We start from the raw sequence: 16,730 nt of genomic DNA on the forward strand, positions 1-16,730 counted from the left end.
GATGTTGATGGCTGCGTTGTGGTCTCTATCTAACTCGCACCCACACTGACAAACGTGAGTTCGAGTCGAGAGACTTTGATTATTTTTATCTGAGGGTTATAATCGGTTTTGATCAAGTCAATAATTTAGAAGAGAAGACATTCCAAGATGCTAATCAGTTGGTGGATAAAATCAATGAAATTTTGGAAGGTAAGCTTGAGCAGGTTAGAAATGAATTAAAAAAATATTTGGGTCATGGTTTACCGAATCCATTAGATCCCTGTAGACGAAGATTAAAGTTAGGAAGTAAGCCAGGGGCAAGGTTTTCAGATATGGAACTTTATGAGTTGACCGAATGTTATGAATTGAACAAGTTAAATGAAAATACTCCCGTTGATGAAGTGTTAAAAATTTATGGTCAACTCCAACTCAATGCGAGTCGCATGGCTGCTTTGGTTAAGGATGCCCCAATCTTGAGAAGGAGAGCGATAGAAGATTGGATTAAATATGGTATATTATGTGAATTTTGGCATCAGACTATACAGGGTTATGATGTCAGTCATCCTCTGTTAGAGTCAACAAAGCCAAAGGGTATTTTGTCGAGCGAATCATAAATATCAATCGTACAATATAGAAAATTGAGGAGAATTTAATTGTGGTGAAATCTGACGATTGGAAACATCCACTCGGGTATCATGAAAAGGCGATCGCAGAACTGACTGCAACCCGGCAAGAATTACTCAATGAGTTGAAAACAATGCGGGATATACATAACTCCAATCAACTTGAGTTGCAAAATTTAAAAAATGAACTTGCAGAAACCAATCAAGAATTGAAATTGACGCGAGAAGAAACCCAAAAATATCAACAGATAATCGACGATTTTTTAGCTAACTCTCCCATCAAACCCGTCATGGAAACAAAAAATATTGAGACTAAGCTCAGTCAATTAAGCGGAGACTTATTAGAGATCAAACAGCAGTTATCTAATTTGCCGGAAAGGTTCAAACCAGTCGAACCTCAACCGAAGCCAGAAGATGACTTTAAGACTCAGATACTTCAATCCATTGCCGACTTACAAAAACAATTATCTTCGCTCACAGATGAGCTAACCCTTGTCTCTGATGCTTCCGGTATGGATTATGCTCCAATTCGAGATTTATTGCGAGATCAAGAATGGAAAAAAGCTGATGAAAATACCCGAAATCTTATGCTCAAGTTGTCAAATAGAAATCCAGAAGGATGGTTGGATAAAGGGGACATCGAAAAATTACCTTGGCAAGATTTACGAATTCTTGACCGACTTTGGAACAAGTATAGTGATGGCAAGTTTGGTTTTAGCATTCAGAAAAATATTTGGCAAAATATAGAAGTTGCCAATCAAAACGATTTTGAAGTCGAAAAAACTTTGGGCGATCGCGTCGGATGGCGAGTCAATAATTGTTGGATAGACTACGAAAGTTTTACTTTTAATATAACCGCTCCCCCCGGTCATTTGCCATCGACCAGTCATTTATTATGTATTGACAGGGGTAAAGTAGAAGATAGAATCAGATTTATGTTTCGTAAGAGAAAAGAATGGTAAAGGCAGAAATGCGCGGTCAGCCTGGAGAATCGTTCGATCGCCTGTCATCCACAGAAAAAGCGATTTGAAAATTTTCTGGCCCCCAAACCCCTAATCCTGGTGGCTCTTGGCCGACAAAATTTCACGAATCATTTCACTGTCGGTGGTTATTCCTCCGACGGAGACGGTTCGGCTACCGCAAACCTCGAGTCAACGGTGTCGGGTTCGATATTGGGGCCGCGATCGAAAATTTCGATGTCCCACTGCCCGTTTCTGGCACTTTCAAAGGTAATATAGCGGCCGTCGGGGCTGATGCTGGGGTTCCTCACCCAACCGCGATATCCCCGCGTCAGCATTTCCAAACGGCGGGTGAGGCGGTCGTAGAGGAAAATGTCGGGCCGTCCCGACTCGTTGGCGCTATAAACGATGTAGCGGCCCGTGTAGCTGAGGCCGGGACTCTGCACGATCGCCCGCGATCGCTTCAAATCGAGCAAATTCTCATAACTGCGCCGTCGCAGGTCGTAGATCAACAACTGGTTCTGGCCGTCGCGATCGGACACGAAGGCCAAAAACCGGCCGTCCCCGCTCAACGCCGGTTGCTCGTCCGTCGCGCCGCTGTTGAGGGCGCCGTAGGCCACGGAGCCATCGATCGCCATTGCGGTACAACCCACCATCAGGAGCAGCGAAAACAGACCGATCGCGATCGCCCGACACCAACGCCAAATCATCGAGTTTCTAAAAATCACGGGGTTGGGAGGATGGAACATCCCCTGAAACTGGCAGGCAATTCTCCCCCCAAATCGAGTTTTTAATATTCGGTCGAACTTTCGTAATCGTCATCCGAATAATCGACGGGCCGATACTCCACATAGTCCGTCGAAGTCGTATCCCGTTCCCGGCGATCCGAATATCGCTCGGAAGGGCGCGGCCGTCTCGTTCTGGGTTCTTCGAGATCCGTGGAATAGCCGCCGCGAGAGGACGGGGGCCGGCTGCTGCGACTGCTGCGGTACGGGCGATCGCTTCCCGAATCGATGGAGGCTTCCCACTCCTCGGTGGTCGTCGGTCTGCTGCTGCTCGGGGGGCGGGACGGGGGACGCTTGCGGGGGCGATCGACTGAACTGGGACGTTCGCTGCTGGGACGGCGACTGCTGGGACGGCGACGGGTCGCTTCGCTATCATAAGTTTCCGGTTTTGTCAAGCGCGAATCGCGGCTGCCCCGAATTTGGCGGGCGACGGGTTGGGGGGGGTAATCCTCCTCCACGGGTTCGAGTTCGTCGAGTTCGGCATCCACCCGGTAGACGTCGCTCACATAGCGATCGTCATCCACCACCGGAGCCCGTTCCTTCGCCTTCATCGTGGCGACTCCCCGCAGTTTGATGCTTTCCACCGCGAAGAAAATGGCGGTTCCCGTCAGCATGAACTGACCGAATGCCAGGATCGGATCGAGTCTCCACCCCTGAAACAGGAGAATCCCGCCGCAGAGCAAACCGACGGCGGCGAAGAAAATATCGTGATCGCGGGCGAGTTTCGGGCGCCAGGAACGGAGAAAATATAGCGCCGCGCCAGCCACAGCCAGGATGATCCCCAGCAGGCTGCTCCAGTTCAATCCTAAATTGACCATTATCTAATCTCCTATGCCAGTCCTATCTTAGCGAGTTCCATTCATATTCTCTACCGTCCGCCGGAAAGCGACTAGCATACAGGGCTTCTAGTGGTACGGACTCGGTGCCCTTGGGAATTGGGAACGGGTCGGACAACGAGGTTATTCCGATCCGCCCAACTCCCGGACGACTTCAACTGAGCCGAAAAGCGATCGCCGCTCGTCGAGGGCGATCGGGCCGAGCCGCCTACGAGCGGATGATTTTATCCTTCTGGCTGATAAAGATCAAGCCGACCGTCGCCGGGACGACGACGAGCAGGATACCCACAAGCAGGCTGTAGAAGAAGTTCGCTAATGAAGGAGTCATCTGAATCCGATCCTTAGATTTGCAATACAGAAATTTATCTCTGTTATCTTAACAATTTTTGTGAAATTCTCCACCCTTGGCCGGAGGGGAATCTGAGAACCCGTCCAACTCAGATCGCCAATTTGGGCGATCGCCCCCCGACCGTTAAAATGAGGAATCGTTATAAAACTTAAACTTCTCTCGTCAAAGCCATGACCAGCTTTTCAATTTTGGACTGGACTCTCGGCCTGCTCCTGGCCGGGATGACCCTGCTGTTCATCTTCCGCATCGTCCTCACTTGGTATCCCCAGGCCGAGCTCAATCGATTTCCCTTCAGCCTCGCCTACTGGCCGACGGAACCCTTTTTGGCCGTCACCCGCAAAGTCGTCCCCCCCATCGGCGGCGTGGATATCACCCCCGTGATCTGGGTGGGAATTTTCAGCCTCCTGCGGGAACTATTACTCGGACAGCAGGGACTCCTGCGGATGATGATGTGATCGTAGAGTTTGGGGTGTGGGGTGTGGGGTGTGCTCGGTGGGGTGTGGGGAAATACAGCAATTTTCAAGTTGGTGAGGTACGCGGATTGACTTCAAGTTTCCCTGACGGACGGGCAACCGGAGACGGTTGCCCCCACGGGAGATTTGGGGGACGATCCGGATCGAACTTGCTATATCAGCTTTCTGGCTGACGGCTGATAGCTGACACCTTCTCTGAGCCCGAGTCGGAATTTTTGCTCATCCACTGTTCGACGAAATTGGTGTAAACCTCGCCGTCGATGAATTCCTGGGTTTCCATAATTTTTTGGTGGAAGCCGATGGTCGTCGGGACGCCGGTGATGGCGAACTCCCGCAGGGCTCGTTTCATGCGGACGATCGCGGCTGGGCGGTCCGGGGCCCAGACGATCAGTTTCCCGATCAGGGAATCGTAGTAGGGGGGAATTTCATAATCGGTGTAAACGTGGGAGTCTATCCGCACGCCGTTGCCCCCCGGCGGCAAATAGGCGCTGATCCGTCCGGGGTGGGGTCGGAAGTTGCGATCGGGATCTTCGGCGTTGATCCGACATTCGATCGCGTGTCCCCGCAGTTGGATGTCATCCTGGGTGAAGTGCAGTTTTTCCCCCTGGGCGATGCGGATCTGTTCGGCGATCAGGTCCAAACCCGTGATCGTCTCCGTAACCGGATGTTCCACTTGGATGCGGGTGTTCATTTCCATAAAATAAAAATTGCCGTGGCGATCGAGGAGAAATTCTACCGTCCCCGCCCCGGTGTAGTTGATGGATTTTGCCGCCTTCACCGCCGCATCCCCCATTTTTTGCCGCAGTTCCGGGCTCAACGCCGGACTCGGAGCCTCTTCCAACAGCTTTTGGTGGCGTCGCTGGATGGAACAGTCCCGCTCCCCCAGGTGCACGACGTTGCCGAAGTTGTCGGCGAGGATTTGAAACTCGATGTGGCGGGGACGCTCGATAAATTTTTCGATGTACAATCCCGGATTGCCGAAGGCCGCCTCCGCCTCTCCCTGGGCCGCCGCGAACAGTCTGGGGAGATCCTCCGGATTCTGCACCAGCCGCATCCCCCGACCGCCACCCCCCGCCGTGGCTTTGATGATCACCGGATAGCCGATTTCCCGAGCGATCTGGGTGGCTTCTTTCTCGTCAGTTACCAAGCCGTAACTGCCGGGGATGGTGGGGACGCCCACCCGCTGCATGGTTTCCTTGGCCGTGGATTTGTCCCCCATCGAGCGGATCGCCTCCGGCGTCGGGCCGATGAAGGCGATGTCGTGGTCGGCGCAAATTTCGGCGAAGCGGGCGTTTTCCGCCAGGAAGCCGTAGCCCGGATGGATGGCGGTGGCGTTGCGCGTCAGGGCGGCGGAGATGATGTTGGGGATGTTGAGGTAGCTTTTGCTGCTGCTTGGTTCGCCGATGCAAACGGCTTCGTCCGCCAACTGAACGTGCAGGGCGTGGCGATCGACCGTGGAATGGACGGCCACTGTGGCAATCCCCATTTCTTCACAGGTTCGGAGAATCCGCAGGGCAATTTCCCCACGATTGGCAATCAGGATTTTGGAAAACCGCATCTTCGGTGCTGTTCGGGCAATATAATAAGTTAGGATAGGTTATTTGGGGACGCTCTGGAAGACACCCCCCGGATTTGCCCCGAAAAAAAATTTGGCACTTGCGTTTTTTTGTGCTATCGTGGTAAATTAGCGAAACACGGGCGGAGGCTTTGAATCCGATGCTCTGTGACCATTTGCGGATGTGGCGGAATTGGTATACGCGCACGTTTGAGGGGCGTGTGGCTTTGCCTTGCGAGTTCGAGTCTCGCCATCCGCATTGAGAAATTGAAAATATTAAAAAGGAGAGGCAATCAATTTTTGACCTCTCTTTTTTGATGGGAATAGGGAGTCGGGAGTCGGGAGTCGGGAGTTGGGAATTGAAATTACCTTATAATAAATAATAATATATTGTTGCGCTTTAGCGCTTTCTGCGGGGCTGAAGCCTGACAGCGATTCGATTGATTTTTATGGGCAATCAAATGGCACTTTTAGATCGTCTGGATAAGCTTAATAATTGGAATCAAAAACCGGCGATGATTTCCCTGTTTTCGGGCTGCGGTGGGATGGACTTGCCGTTTCATCGGGCTGGGTTTGAACTGGTTTGGGCGATTGACACCAACCCCGACGCCTGCCGCACCTTTCGGCGCAATATTTCCGATAAAATTATCTGTGACAATATTGAAAATGTCGATATCTCCGCCGTCCCCGATGCGGATTTAATTACGGGGGGATTTCCCTGCCAGGATTTTTCGATGATTTGGAAGCGTCCGGGACTGAAGGGGACTCGGGGGAATCTTTACACCTACTTTTTAGAGTTTGTCCGGGAAAAGCAACCCAAAGCTTTTATCGCCGAAAATGTGAAGGGGTTGTTGAGTGCCAACGGCTGCAAAGCCATCCGACAAATTATCTCGGATTTTGAACAGATCGAACCGGGTTATTTGGTGAAGCCGAAACTCTACAATTTTGCAGATTACGGCGTTCCCCAGTATCGCGAACGGGTGTTACTCGTCGGAGTTCGGATGGATACCGGGTTCAATTTTATCCATCCCGAACCGGAATATGGGAGCGATCGCACCCATCCCCACCGCACTGCAGGGGAGGCGTTAAGAGATGTCGAAACAGTTCCTTATAATAACGAACATCAGAGGATTCAACGGCGAACCGTGGAAATTTTAAAGCGGATCAAACCGGGGGGGAATTTTACCGATATTCCCAAAGATAGCGAATATTATGTCAAGGGGATGATCAGCCACGTTTACCGGCGGTTGCACCCCGATCGCCCTTCGACTACAATTATTGCGGGGGGTGGCGGTGGCACCTGGGGTTATCACCACGAAGAACCGCGATCGCTCACCAATCGAGAACGGGCTCGGCTGCAAACGTTTCCCGACGATTTTATCTTTGAAGGATCGTTTACCGAGATCCGGCGCCAAATCGGAAATGCCGTTCCGCCGGATGGGATTGTGCCCTTGGTTGAGACGTTGATTCCCCTCTTTAAAAATGAATATCAACCCGTGGATTTGTACGAGTTTAGTCGCCATTTACAATCCCTGGATTGGCGCGATCGCCTTAAACTTGCCACTTCCGAGTCCGGACAATACGAATTGCAAACCAGTTTTTAGTTCGTTCGAGTCCGGGGTGACGAACAAAATTGATCGATAATGATGATGGAGGAGGAACCATCATGGTACAACAACTGTGAGAGATGCTACGTTCGGGGAAAAATCGTTTGGATTCAAACGATTGAAGCTGACAGGATACCGGGCGATCGCTCACCAGGTGGGCGGGGGTGGGCGGTACTTTCAAACCATACCCGAATTTTCCGTCATCTATTTTGCTCCCGTCTCAATTTAAGCAATGGGTTGGGCATAGAATGAAATCCCTTGATCGACAAAATTCGGCAGTGCGTCAGCCGCCGCCGCTTGAGCCGGATCGATGGTGTAGAAATGGCCTCCGGTATTGAAATTGAAAGCCCGATAGACCGGCGATGTTCCGGGTACCTGAGTGGCATAAACTTGGATGGGGGTGGCTGGATTATCCAGCGTCCACTCTTGCAGGGTTTCTACAAAAGCGATTTCTCCCGGATTGCTGGCGTAGAAATATCCGCCCCTTTGGTTTCGATAACGTTGCAGGGTCGTATCTCCCCCCGACAGGAATTCAAACCCTTCGTTGATATAGCGCTGCGAGTTGTTGGCGAATTGATTTTTTTCAAAGTTGTCGGCGGTGAAAATGTGACCTCCCGCCTGGTTATCCCAGAATCGCGCCACCCCCGTCAGCGGGTCGATAGTACCGCCACCGTCGTCGAAATCGTTGGGTCCCAAGATGCCTCCGTCCGCCACAGTTGGAGGGTTTAAATTGCCCAAATTGACGCTGGCCGCCAACTGATAATCTTGGGGCAATTGTCCGGTGGGAGGAAAAATACTGTTGTTGGGAAGGGGTTCGTAACTGGTCACCCGAATCAGGTAGCGGGATACTCCGTCGGCCGTCAGGGTACTCGGTGCACCCAAAAAGGTTCCGAATTCCACGGCACCTGTCGCAATGGTGGCATTTTGATTACCCAAGGCGCGATCGTCATTGGTGGCAATGGGAGCTTGATTGGGGAGAGGGGCGGTACCTTCGGGACTCAATTGATAGACTTGTAAAATTGGGTCGTATTGGGTCGTATCAAATGCATCTACCGAGATGGCAACGCTGGTATTTGGAAATGTGGGTTGGATAATATAATCGTCGTAGCGAGTAATCTGGGCCGGATTGGCAGGAGAAGGACTGGACGGGTCGGTTACACTTAATTGTTCCCGGATCACTTGAGCATTTGTCATGGTCTCAAATCCTTGTTTTGATTGTTCTTTGTGCTGAGAGTTGGACAGGGATATGCTTCAGCTATCTCTCGTTTTGAAAGGCGATCGCTCACACTTGCCGTTCAACAATCTGCTTTGCTAACGCTGTTGTATTACAGCAAAAACTGATGGTCAGCAGCGGGTCAGAGTGCTTTTTATCCTGGAGGAAAATGGACTCAGTGCGGGGCTATGCTGTGCCCCAACTTATCGGTTTGCAGCCCATCAAATCCCCCACTTAAATATGCTAACTTTCAAATGACATTTCGTCACGCGATCGCGGTTTAATTTTTGTTACAATTTTGTCTTTAAATTTTTAAGAAATGTTGTTGATGGCGACGGCCTATCGGTTCATACGGGTGCGATATCGCGGCTCCGGTTCCGAGTCGGAATCGGTGGAAAATTGGCATTTTCCCCGATTCACTCGCCGGGATCAGGCGGGGATCAGAAGTTGCGATCGCAGCCGTCCGATCAACTCACCCAACCCGTCGGGATTAAGGCGGTAACTGAGGGGATGGGCGATCAGGTGGGCGGTACTTTCAAAGAGTACCTTAATTTCCACCAAGCCATTTTGCTCCAGGGTGCGGCCGGTGGAAACCAAATCCACGATCGCTTCTGACATTCCCGTGATCGGCCCCAATTCCACGGACCCGTAAAGCGGTATAATTTCTACGGGCAAATCGATACTGTCGAAATACTCGCCGGCACAGTGTACGAATTTAGATGCAACGCGGCTGTGGGGCGGCAGTTCCACGGGACGGCGATAGGAACTCGACCGTTTCACCGCCACCGACATCCGACAGTGGCCGAATTGGAGATCGACGATCCGGGCGACCTGGGGTTGTTTTTCCCGCAAAACGTCGTAGCCGACAATTCCCAACTGCGCCTGACCGTATTCGACATATACGGGGACGTCCTGGGCGCGCACGAGCAACCCCCGGGCGGTGCGGGTGGGATCTTCGATCTGAAGCTGGCGGTTCGCCGAGTCGAGAAAGGCGCTAAAATCGAGTCCGACGGACTTGAGCAATTGAATGCTGTCTTTGAGCAACGCGCCTTTGGGAAGTGCAACCGTAATCATAAAGCGGAAGAAAGAACTAGGGAATACAACCTCGGGAACGGGTAAATCAGTGATCAACCGTCACCCCGCTCCGATTCTGTTCGCGATCGGCAATTGTGAGAGCTCAATCCAAACATTGACACTATGACCCAGCTTACCCTGGTTATTGGCAATAAGAATTATTCATCTTGGTCGTTGCGGGCCTGGTTGGCGATGAAACAGGCCGGAGTGACCTTTGCGGAGATGCGAATTCCGTTGGACACCCCCACCTCCCACCAAGAAATCCGCCGCTATTCTCCCTCGGGACAGGTTCCCGTCCTCCTCCACGGCGATCTGACGGTGTGGGAGTCCCTGGCCATTTGCGAGTACGTCGCCGAAGTCTTCGCGCCGGGATTGTGGCCGCAAGGTCGGCGGGAACGGGCGATCGCGCGATCGATCGCCCACGAAATGCACGGGGACTTCATCAACCTGCGCCAAAAAATGCCGATGGACTGCCGTGCCCGCTACCCGGGGGAGGGGATGAAGCCGGAATTGCGGGCGGAAATCGATCGCATCACGTCCATATTGCGAGAGTGCCGCACCCAATTCGGGGCGGATGGAGATTTCCTGTTCGGGAAATTTACCGTCGCCGACGCCATGTTCGCCCCGGTGGTGTCCCGGTTCATCACCTACGATGTCAAGTTGGGGGAAATTGAGACGGCCTACGCGCAGGCGATCGTTTCTCTCCCGGCTATGCAAGACTGGCTGGAGGCGGCGGCCAACGAAGTGGAACACATCGATACATTCTTCTAACAGTTGATTGATGCGGATTCTTCTTGTCGATGACGAAGTGGAATTGGCCGATTCCCTCGATCGCGCCCTGAGTCGGGAGGGGTACGCGGTGGATGTGGCCTACGACGGCGCGGCGGGGGACGCCCTGGCCACCCGGAATTCCTACGATTTGCTGATTCTGGACTGGATGTTGCCCCACAAGTCGGGGTTGGAGATCTGTCAGGGGTTGCGATCGCGCCAAAATTGCACCCCGATCCTGTTTTTGACGGCCAAGGACACCCTCGACGACCGCGTAGAAGGGTTGGATGCCGGGGCGGATGACTATTTGGTGAAACCCTTTGAACTGCGGGAGTTGCTGGCCCGGGTGCGGGCGCTGCTGCGCCGCCCCCCGATGGCGGATGCAGTCAATCCGAACCGCCTGCAAGTGGCGGATCTGGAGTTGGACTGCGAGGGACAGTTGGCTTACCGGGGCAACCGGGCGATCGAACTTTCGGAAAAGGAAAGCCGCCTCCTGGAATACCTGATGCGCCACCCCGGACAACTCCTCACCCACGGGGAAATTCACCGCCACCTGTGGGGGGAAACGGACAAACCTAGCAGCAACGTCCTGGCCGCGCAAATCCGCCTCCTGCGGCGAAAAATTGAAATCTCCGGCGAAGTCCCCCTTATCCATACGGTCTACGGCAAGGGATACCGCTTCGGGGAATAATCCTAGTCTATAATGCCATATATAATCAATGAATCGAACCGTGGGAGTCAATCAATATGCCCATCAAGAGTACCTATGCGATTTGGAATAACAAAGGCGGAGTTGGGAAAAGTTCTATAACATTTCATATTTCAACAGCATATGCTGAAAAGAATCCTTCATCTAAGGTTCTTGTGTCTGATGCAACAGCAGATATTTTATTTCAAAAATTTCGAGAAAATCAAGACCGTTTTACATCGCCGTCCAAAATAATACAGACCATTCAAGATTTTCGCGATTACTACTCTGTCCCACTTCGAGATTTTAATACTTCTGGTGTGGTTGCGGCACACCTGGGCAAACCACTATCCAAATTAACTCAAGGAGAACATCAAGTTTATAATCGCTCGGTTAGAGTTGTAAAAGCTCGAATTCAAGACTGTCAGGATGCCATCAATGATGTTTTACAGAAAATTTAAGATTGGATCGTCTATCAACCGCACAAACTCTCCAATCATCTTCAGATGATTTTTGCTATTAGCTTGGGAATTGATTCCCAAGCGATCCGGGTATTCAACTATTTCTGTTCCGGATGGGATGCTCCCGGCGACTCGGCCCCCATTTGGTTGATGGTGGCGATCATTTGGTACAGACGCCCGACATCCCGCTGGTTGAAATACAAGACCAGGCGGGGGAGGTGTTCGGTTTCGTCGCCGTATTCTGTGGGGAGGGCTGCGCTTTTTTCGATCCGACCCTTGACTAAAATATCGTTAAATTCTCGATTGAGAGTTTCGACCTGTTCTTCCGTCAGTTCGGAGTTGAGGCGGACGACGAAGCGATCGCCGACGTAGCGGCTGGAGTGGTAAACTCGGTAAAAGTCGGCGATCGCGCGGCAGGCTTCGTCCACGTTATCGGTGAGGGTGTAGATGCTCGGGTCGTCCGGAGAAATCAGCCCCCGCTTCAAGAGCTGTTTTTCGACGAATTCTTTCCAGTCGTACCAGTAATCTCCCCCGGGGCGATCGATCAAAACCAGGGGGGCTGGCCCGAATTTTCCCGTCTGGGCCAGGGTCAGGCACTCGAAGGTTTCGTCCAAGGTTCCAAAACCGCCGGGAAACATCGCCAGGGCGTCGCTCTCCCGCAGGAAAAACAGTTTCCGGGTGAAAAAATATTTGAAATCGATCAGCTTGGAATCGCCCTCGATGTGGGGGTTGGAGAACTGCTCGAAGGGGAGTTGGATGTTCAAGCCGAAGGACCGCGCGGCCCCGGCTCCCTCGTTTCCGGCCTCCATGATGCCGCCCCCGGCACCGGTGAGGACCATGAACCCCAGTTCGGTGACGCGGCGGGCAAATTCCACGGCCAGTTGATATTCTCCGGCTTCCGGCGGGGTTCTCGCCGACCCGAAGATGCAGATTTTGCGAACGTGGCGGTAGGGGTAAAAGACCTGAAATCCCCGCTCCATGTCCAATAGGGAAGCGGAGAGGATCTTCCAATCCAGGGTTTCAAACTCCGAGCCGGCCATCCGCACCAGACTCGACAGGGAGCGCGAAATCCACTTTTCGTGCTTTAAATGGGGGAGTTCGTCGATGAGTTGGGCGATATCGGCTTGCAGGGACGCGATCGCATCACGGATTCCGGAAGGATTCATAAAATGGAAAAGCGGACAACAATACGCCTCAGATTTGAGCGTCCAAGGCGCGACATCTCAACGATCTCGGCGGGAAATCGGAGGTCTGAGCCTTTGAATAGGAACCCAGACATCCTCAGCATGACTGACACGAAACTCACCTTTGCTCGGTTGAGCGAGTTGGCGACAACGGTTAATTGACCCTTCATCGAAACACTTGGGGATTTCTCTCCGAGCCGAGACGGGTTGCCGGATTGCCGGTTTCGGTTTCCCCTGAAATGGGGTTTTTGAGCCCCAATTTCGGGTAATTCTCAGTCGCCACTCTTGTCGAGGTGCTTGTCGATTGTTAAAGACAGGGTACTTTTGGGAACTGCACCCACAACCATATCCACCTGCTGACCCCCCTTGAAGATCATCAGGGTGGGGATGCTGCGAATTCCGTATTGCTTTGCAACGTTGGGATTCTCGTCGGTGTTGAGCTTGACCACTTTAATTTGGCTGTTGTAATGATCTGCGATTTCTTCAACCACAGGCGCGACCATGCGACACGGCCCGCACCACGGCGCCCAGAAATCGACGAGAACGGGAAGCTCGCTATCGAGTACGTCCTGTTTAAAGCTGGCATCGGTAACTTCGGCTACGGCTGTTGACATACCTTGCATTCCTTAATGACATCGTACTTCCTTGAGACGTTGATCCAGGGAATGGCAGACGAACCACGGTTTCCTAACCTCAACTGCTCTCAAGCCAGTCAGCCCCGGGGTTCGCAACTGGCTCCTCATCGGGAGCCTGTTGACCGCCACCTGCGGATGTGAACGATCTCGAATCATCCCTGTAGGGATTCGCAGATCCTCCACCCGAACTGACAGTGGTGCTTCGCCAATGCGTTTCCGGCTCTGTTCAGCCTGGGGACAGGCTATCATCTAACGCTCAGGAATTTTCACCTAAACCGATTCTACCATCAAACCGACAGGGAACACGGGGGCGACATTTTCTTCTTAGAGGAATGGGGGGGCGCGCAGCCAGAGGAGTGCAATTGGCAATTTTTCCCGATCGCGTCAATTTTCCCCTGTAATAGGGGAGAGAGCATCTCAAACCACCGCGTCGCAGGCGATCGCGCTTCATTTTTGGCCGGGGGCTTGCCAGATGTGGTGAGATTTGCCTATGCTATAGGGCAGATTTGCCGTCGTCTCCCGGAATGGCCAGTCCGGAAACATAAAGAAACCGCCCGAACGCGAAGTCCAGGCGGAGTGTGGTGTGAGGAGTGAACGGAAACATAAGTCTCCGCTGTTTCTATTCTGACATTTTCTGTCCGATAATTCCAGGGGTGAGACCAATCTTTACGACGGCTTAACAAGCGAGTCGGTGTCTTTGCGCGTCCGAACCCTTGTCTGGATTGGGTTTGGGCGATCGCCCCGCCGCCGATATTTACTTGCCCATCCCCAGTTGTTGGGCTTTTTGATAGACTTTACCTTCCGTTAACAGGGACGGCGCGATCACCACTTCCACCTGCTGCATTTCTTTGATGGTCTTAGCCCCCAAGGTCCCCATGCTGGTTTGCAGGGCCCCAAGCAGGTTGTGGGTGCCGTCGTCCAACTGGGCCGGACCCCGGAGAATTTGCTCCAGGGTTCCCGTGCTGCCCACCTGGATGCGGGTTCCTCGGGGCAGTACGGGGCTGGGCGTGGCCATGCCCCAGTGGAATCCACTTCCCGGCGCCTCTTGAGCTCGGGCGAAGGGGGAGCCGATCATCACCCCATCGGCACCACAGGCGATACACTTGCAGATATCCCCGCCCGTGATCAGACCGCCGTCCGCAATAATAGGAACGTAGCGGCCCGTTTCTTGCAAGAACTCGTACCGAGCCGCCGCACAGTCGGCCACGGCCGTTGCCTGGGGAACACCCACCCCCAACACGCCGCGGGAGGTACAAGCGGCCCCCGGTCCGATACCGACTAAAACGCCAGCGGCCCCAGCTTTCATCAAATTCAAGGCAACATCATAGGTGACGCAGTTGCCCAAAATCACGGGAACCGGCATTTCTTGGCAGAAGTGCGCCAAATCCAGGGGAGTCACGGACTCAGGGGACAGAAACGCAGTCGAGACGACGGTGGCTTGGACGAAAAACAGGTCTGCCCCAGCTTCGGCAACGGCGAAACCGAACTGACTCGCCCCGGCGGGGGTGGCACTGACGGCGGCGATACCGCCAAGGCTTTTAATTTCCGCGATCCGTTTTTTGATCAGTTCGGGTTTGATGGGTTCGGCGTAGAGTTGCTGCATCAACGTCACAAACTCGGTTTTCCCGACGGATGCGATCTTGGCCAGGATGGGTTTCGGATCAGTATAGCGGGTTTGGATGCCTTCGAGGTTCAGAACCCCCAGAGCCCCGAGTTGGCTGAGTTTGACTGCCATTTCCACGTCCACCACGCTGTCCATCGCGCTGGCGATGATGGGAATTTCGCGATCGATATTTCCGATCGCCCAGTGGGTATCCGCCAAACTCGGGTCGAGGGTGCGCGGGCCGGGGACGAGGGCAATTTCGTCAATGCCGTAGGCTCTGCGGGCGGTCTTACCGCGTCCAATTACAATATCCACTTGTTTACAGGTTCCCAAAACTATTATTTTGTTAGCCTATCAAATTATCAAAGTTGTCGGAGGATATCAACGGGGGAATCACCCGATCGCATTAATCCGCAACGGCGGCATCGATGATTTCCGCCCTTTCGAGGTGCCGCCCGACTCGCAAAACCGCCGCTTCTCGATAGGGGGCGGCGATAATTTGTACCCCCAGGGGCAGTTGTCCGGGAAGTCGCACGGGGACGGAGAGGACGGGCAGGCCGACGAAGGAGAGGGGTTGGGTGTAGAGTCCTAGATTGGGACGCACCAGCATTTCTTCCCCGCCGATCGCCATCGTTTTTTGGCCCAAAAGCGGGGCGACGCAGGGGGTGGTGGGGGCTAGTATGATATCGACGGTTCGGAAAAGGTCTAAAGCCTGTTGTCGATACCAGCGGCGGAACCGCTGGGCTTGGATCGTCCAGGGACTCGGAATTAGGGCTCCGGCCAGGAAGCGATCGCGGGTGGCGGGGTCGAAGTCTCGGGGGCGCGATCGCAGGTTGTGCAGGTGCAAATTGCTGCCCTCGCTGGCGGTGATCAAATAGGCCGCGGCCCGGGCGCGGTGGGCTTCCGGGATGGTGACGCGGCGGGTGACTCCCAGGGCATTAGCGACGGTTTCCACGGCTGCAAATACTTCCGGATCGCCTTTTTGGGCAAAATAACCGTCCGCGACGGCGATCCGCAATCCCCCGATGCCGTCTTCCAAGTGGGGCGAACAGGGTTCCGGGGGGCGGGCGGTGCAGGCGGGATCGGCGCGATCGCTTCCCTGGAGGATGTCGAAGCTCAGGGCGATGTCCCGCAGCGATCGGGCGAAGGGGCCGATGTGGTCCAGACTGGCGGAAAATAGGACGACACCGGACCGCGGCAGGCGCCCGTAGGTGGGTTTGAGTCCCAGGACACCGCAAAAGGAGGCGGGGACCCGGATGGAACCGTTGGTATCGGTGCCCAAGGTGAGGGGGAGGAGTCCCGCCGCCACTGATGCCGCCGATCCCCCGGAGGAGCCCCCGGAAACTCGGGCGGGATCGTGGGGGTTGGGGGTGGCGCCGTAGTGGGCGTTTTCGGTGACGAATCCGTAGGCGTATTCGTCCATATTCAGGGCGCCCATGAGGACGGCGCCGGCTTTTTTGAGGCGGGAGACGGCGATCGCGTCTTGTCCGGCGGGGGGGTTGTCCCGGTTGATTTTCGACCCGGCGAGGGTGGGGATTCCGGCGATGTCGAAGAGGTTTTTGACCCCGAAGGGGACGCCGGCGAGGGGTCCGGGATCGTCTCCGGCGGCGATCGCGCGATCGATTTTTTCGGCGTCGGCGATCGCGCTTTCGGCGAGGATTTCGGTGAAACAGTTGAGGGTCGGGTTGCGGGTTCGGATTTGTTCCAGGAATTGTTCGCAGACGGTTTTTGCTGTGATTTCTCCGGTTTTGATTGCGGCGGCGATGGCGATCGTGTCCGCTTGTTTTAGGTCGATGTTCATGGCGGTTTGAATGGTAGTTTTTTCTGGCCCTCACCCCCGGCCCCTCTCCCAACTTTGGGCGAGGGGAGTAAAGTTGGGTTTAGCCCTCACCCCCGGCCCCTCTCCCAACTTTGGGGGAGGGGAGTAAAGTTGGGTTT

General features: G+C 53.8%; 17 protein-coding genes, 1 tRNA gene and 1 pseudogene. 8 read left to right on the forward strand and 11 right to left on the reverse strand.

The genetic code is table 11. The features are described 5' to 3' along the window. Positions 1 to 78: pseudogene (locus tag LKE08_RS08030) on the reverse strand (zinc ribbon domain-containing protein); the annotation flags it as partial. An 83-nt stretch (positions 79 to 161) separates the two neighbouring features. Here LKE08_RS08030 and LKE08_RS08035 point away from each other — a divergent pair. Both LKE08_RS08035 and LKE08_RS08040 read left to right on the forward strand, forming a co-directional pair. Continuing rightward, positions 162 to 593 carry a hypothetical protein gene (locus tag LKE08_RS08035; protein ID WP_324703696.1) on the forward strand — a complete coding sequence of 144 codons (432 nt, stop codon included), beginning with the start codon at positions 162 to 164 and terminating at the stop codon, positions 591 to 593. A gap of 41 nt (positions 594 to 634) precedes the next feature. After that, positions 635 to 1,564, forward strand: a complete 930-nt coding sequence (locus LKE08_RS08040; protein ID WP_324703697.1) for a GUN4 domain-containing protein — start codon at positions 635 to 637, stop codon at positions 1,562 to 1,564. A gap of 146 nt (positions 1,565 to 1,710) precedes the next feature. On the opposite strand, the gene LKE08_RS08045 is transcribed toward LKE08_RS08040, so the two are convergent. The 3 genes from LKE08_RS08045 to LKE08_RS08055 form a co-directional block, all read right to left on the reverse strand. Then, entirely contained in the window at positions 1,711 to 2,271 is a 561-nt protein-coding gene (locus tag LKE08_RS08045) for a hypothetical protein (RefSeq protein WP_324703698.1), read from the reverse strand. An 80-nt stretch (positions 2,272 to 2,351) separates the two neighbouring features. Continuing rightward, positions 2,352 to 3,164, reverse strand: a complete 813-nt coding sequence (locus tag LKE08_RS08050) for a Ycf66 family protein (protein ID WP_324703699.1) — start codon at positions 3,162 to 3,164, stop codon at positions 2,352 to 2,354. Between the two features lie 226 nt (positions 3,165 to 3,390). After that, the gene (locus LKE08_RS08055) at positions 3,391 to 3,510 is read right to left on the reverse strand and encodes a photosystem II reaction center X protein (RefSeq protein WP_324703700.1); all 120 of its coding nucleotides are present in this window, start codon (positions 3,508 to 3,510) and stop codon (positions 3,391 to 3,393) included. Positions 3,511 to 3,701: 191 nt separating this feature from the next. Here LKE08_RS08055 and LKE08_RS08060 point away from each other — a divergent pair, with 191 nt between their 5' ends. After that, a complete protein-coding gene (locus LKE08_RS08060) occupies positions 3,702 to 3,986 on the forward strand; it encodes a YggT family protein (protein WP_324703701.1) in 285 nt (94 codons plus the stop codon). A gap of 175 nt (positions 3,987 to 4,161) precedes the next feature. On the opposite strand, the gene accC is transcribed toward LKE08_RS08060, so the two are convergent. Continuing rightward, positions 4,162 to 5,562 (reverse strand): acetyl-CoA carboxylase biotin carboxylase subunit, encoded by a 1,401-nt coding sequence (gene accC, locus LKE08_RS08065; RefSeq protein WP_324703702.1) that lies wholly within the window; start codon positions 5,560 to 5,562, stop codon positions 4,162 to 4,164. A 175-nt stretch (positions 5,563 to 5,737) separates the two neighbouring features. Between accC and LKE08_RS08070 the strand changes: the two genes are divergently transcribed. Beyond that, a tRNA-Leu gene (locus LKE08_RS08070) sits at positions 5,738 to 5,818 on the forward strand. 202 nt (positions 5,819 to 6,020) lie between these two features. Then, positions 6,021 to 7,163, forward strand: coding sequence for a DNA cytosine methyltransferase (locus LKE08_RS08075; protein ID WP_324703703.1), 1,143 nt, complete (start codon positions 6,021 to 6,023; stop codon positions 7,161 to 7,163). 228 nt (positions 7,164 to 7,391) lie between these two features. Here the strand turns inward: LKE08_RS08075 and LKE08_RS08080 are convergent, their stop codons facing one another. Both LKE08_RS08080 and hisG read right to left on the reverse strand, forming a co-directional pair. Next, positions 7,392 to 8,360 (reverse strand): nuclease, encoded by a 969-nt coding sequence (locus tag LKE08_RS08080; protein WP_324703704.1) that lies wholly within the window; start codon positions 8,358 to 8,360, stop codon positions 7,392 to 7,394. Positions 8,361 to 8,808: 448 nt separating this feature from the next. Beyond that, entirely contained in the window at positions 8,809 to 9,453 is a 645-nt protein-coding gene (gene hisG, locus LKE08_RS08085) for an ATP phosphoribosyltransferase (protein WP_324703705.1), read from the reverse strand. Between the two features lie 123 nt (positions 9,454 to 9,576). On the opposite strand from hisG, the gene LKE08_RS08090 reads away from it, so the two are divergent. Genes LKE08_RS08090 through LKE08_RS08100 form a run of 3 tightly spaced genes read left to right on the forward strand, consistent with a single transcriptional unit; the run spans position 9,577 to position 11,370 of the window. After that, on the forward strand, positions 9,577 to 10,224 hold the full coding sequence (locus LKE08_RS08090) for a glutathione S-transferase family protein (protein WP_324703706.1): 648 nt from the start codon (positions 9,577 to 9,579) through the stop codon (positions 10,222 to 10,224). 10 nt (positions 10,225 to 10,234) lie between these two features. After that, entirely contained in the window at positions 10,235 to 10,912 is a 678-nt protein-coding gene (gene rppA / locus LKE08_RS08095; protein ID WP_324703707.1) for a two-component system response regulator RppA, read from the forward strand. Positions 10,913 to 10,968: 56 nt separating this feature from the next. Further along, positions 10,969 to 11,370, forward strand: coding sequence for a hypothetical protein (locus LKE08_RS08100; protein ID WP_324703708.1), 402 nt, complete (start codon positions 10,969 to 10,971; stop codon positions 11,368 to 11,370). A gap of 98 nt (positions 11,371 to 11,468) precedes the next feature. Here LKE08_RS08100 and LKE08_RS08105 read toward each other — a convergent pair whose 3' ends face one another. From LKE08_RS08105 to LKE08_RS08120, 4 genes are all read right to left on the reverse strand, one after another. Further along, on the reverse strand, positions 11,469 to 12,536 hold the full coding sequence (locus LKE08_RS08105) for an LOG family protein (protein WP_324703709.1): 1,068 nt from the start codon (positions 12,534 to 12,536) through the stop codon (positions 11,469 to 11,471). Positions 12,537 to 12,826: 290 nt separating this feature from the next. Further along, positions 12,827 to 13,168, reverse strand: coding sequence for a thioredoxin (trxA, locus tag LKE08_RS08110; RefSeq protein WP_324703710.1), 342 nt, complete (start codon positions 13,166 to 13,168; stop codon positions 12,827 to 12,829). A 775-nt stretch (positions 13,169 to 13,943) separates the two neighbouring features. Next, positions 13,944 to 15,107, reverse strand: coding sequence for a GuaB3 family IMP dehydrogenase-related protein (locus LKE08_RS08115; protein ID WP_324703711.1), 1,164 nt, complete (start codon positions 15,105 to 15,107; stop codon positions 13,944 to 13,946). A gap of 91 nt (positions 15,108 to 15,198) precedes the next feature. Then, a complete protein-coding gene (locus tag LKE08_RS08120; protein WP_324703712.1) occupies positions 15,199 to 16,593 on the reverse strand; it encodes an AtzE family amidohydrolase in 1,395 nt (464 codons plus the stop codon). Positions 16,594 to 16,730 lie beyond the last annotated feature (137 nt).

It is taken from the genome of Lyngbya sp. CCY1209 (assembly GCF_035615495.1).
Classification (GTDB): Bacteria; Cyanobacteriota; Cyanobacteriia; order Cyanobacteriales; family Microcoleaceae; genus Limnospira.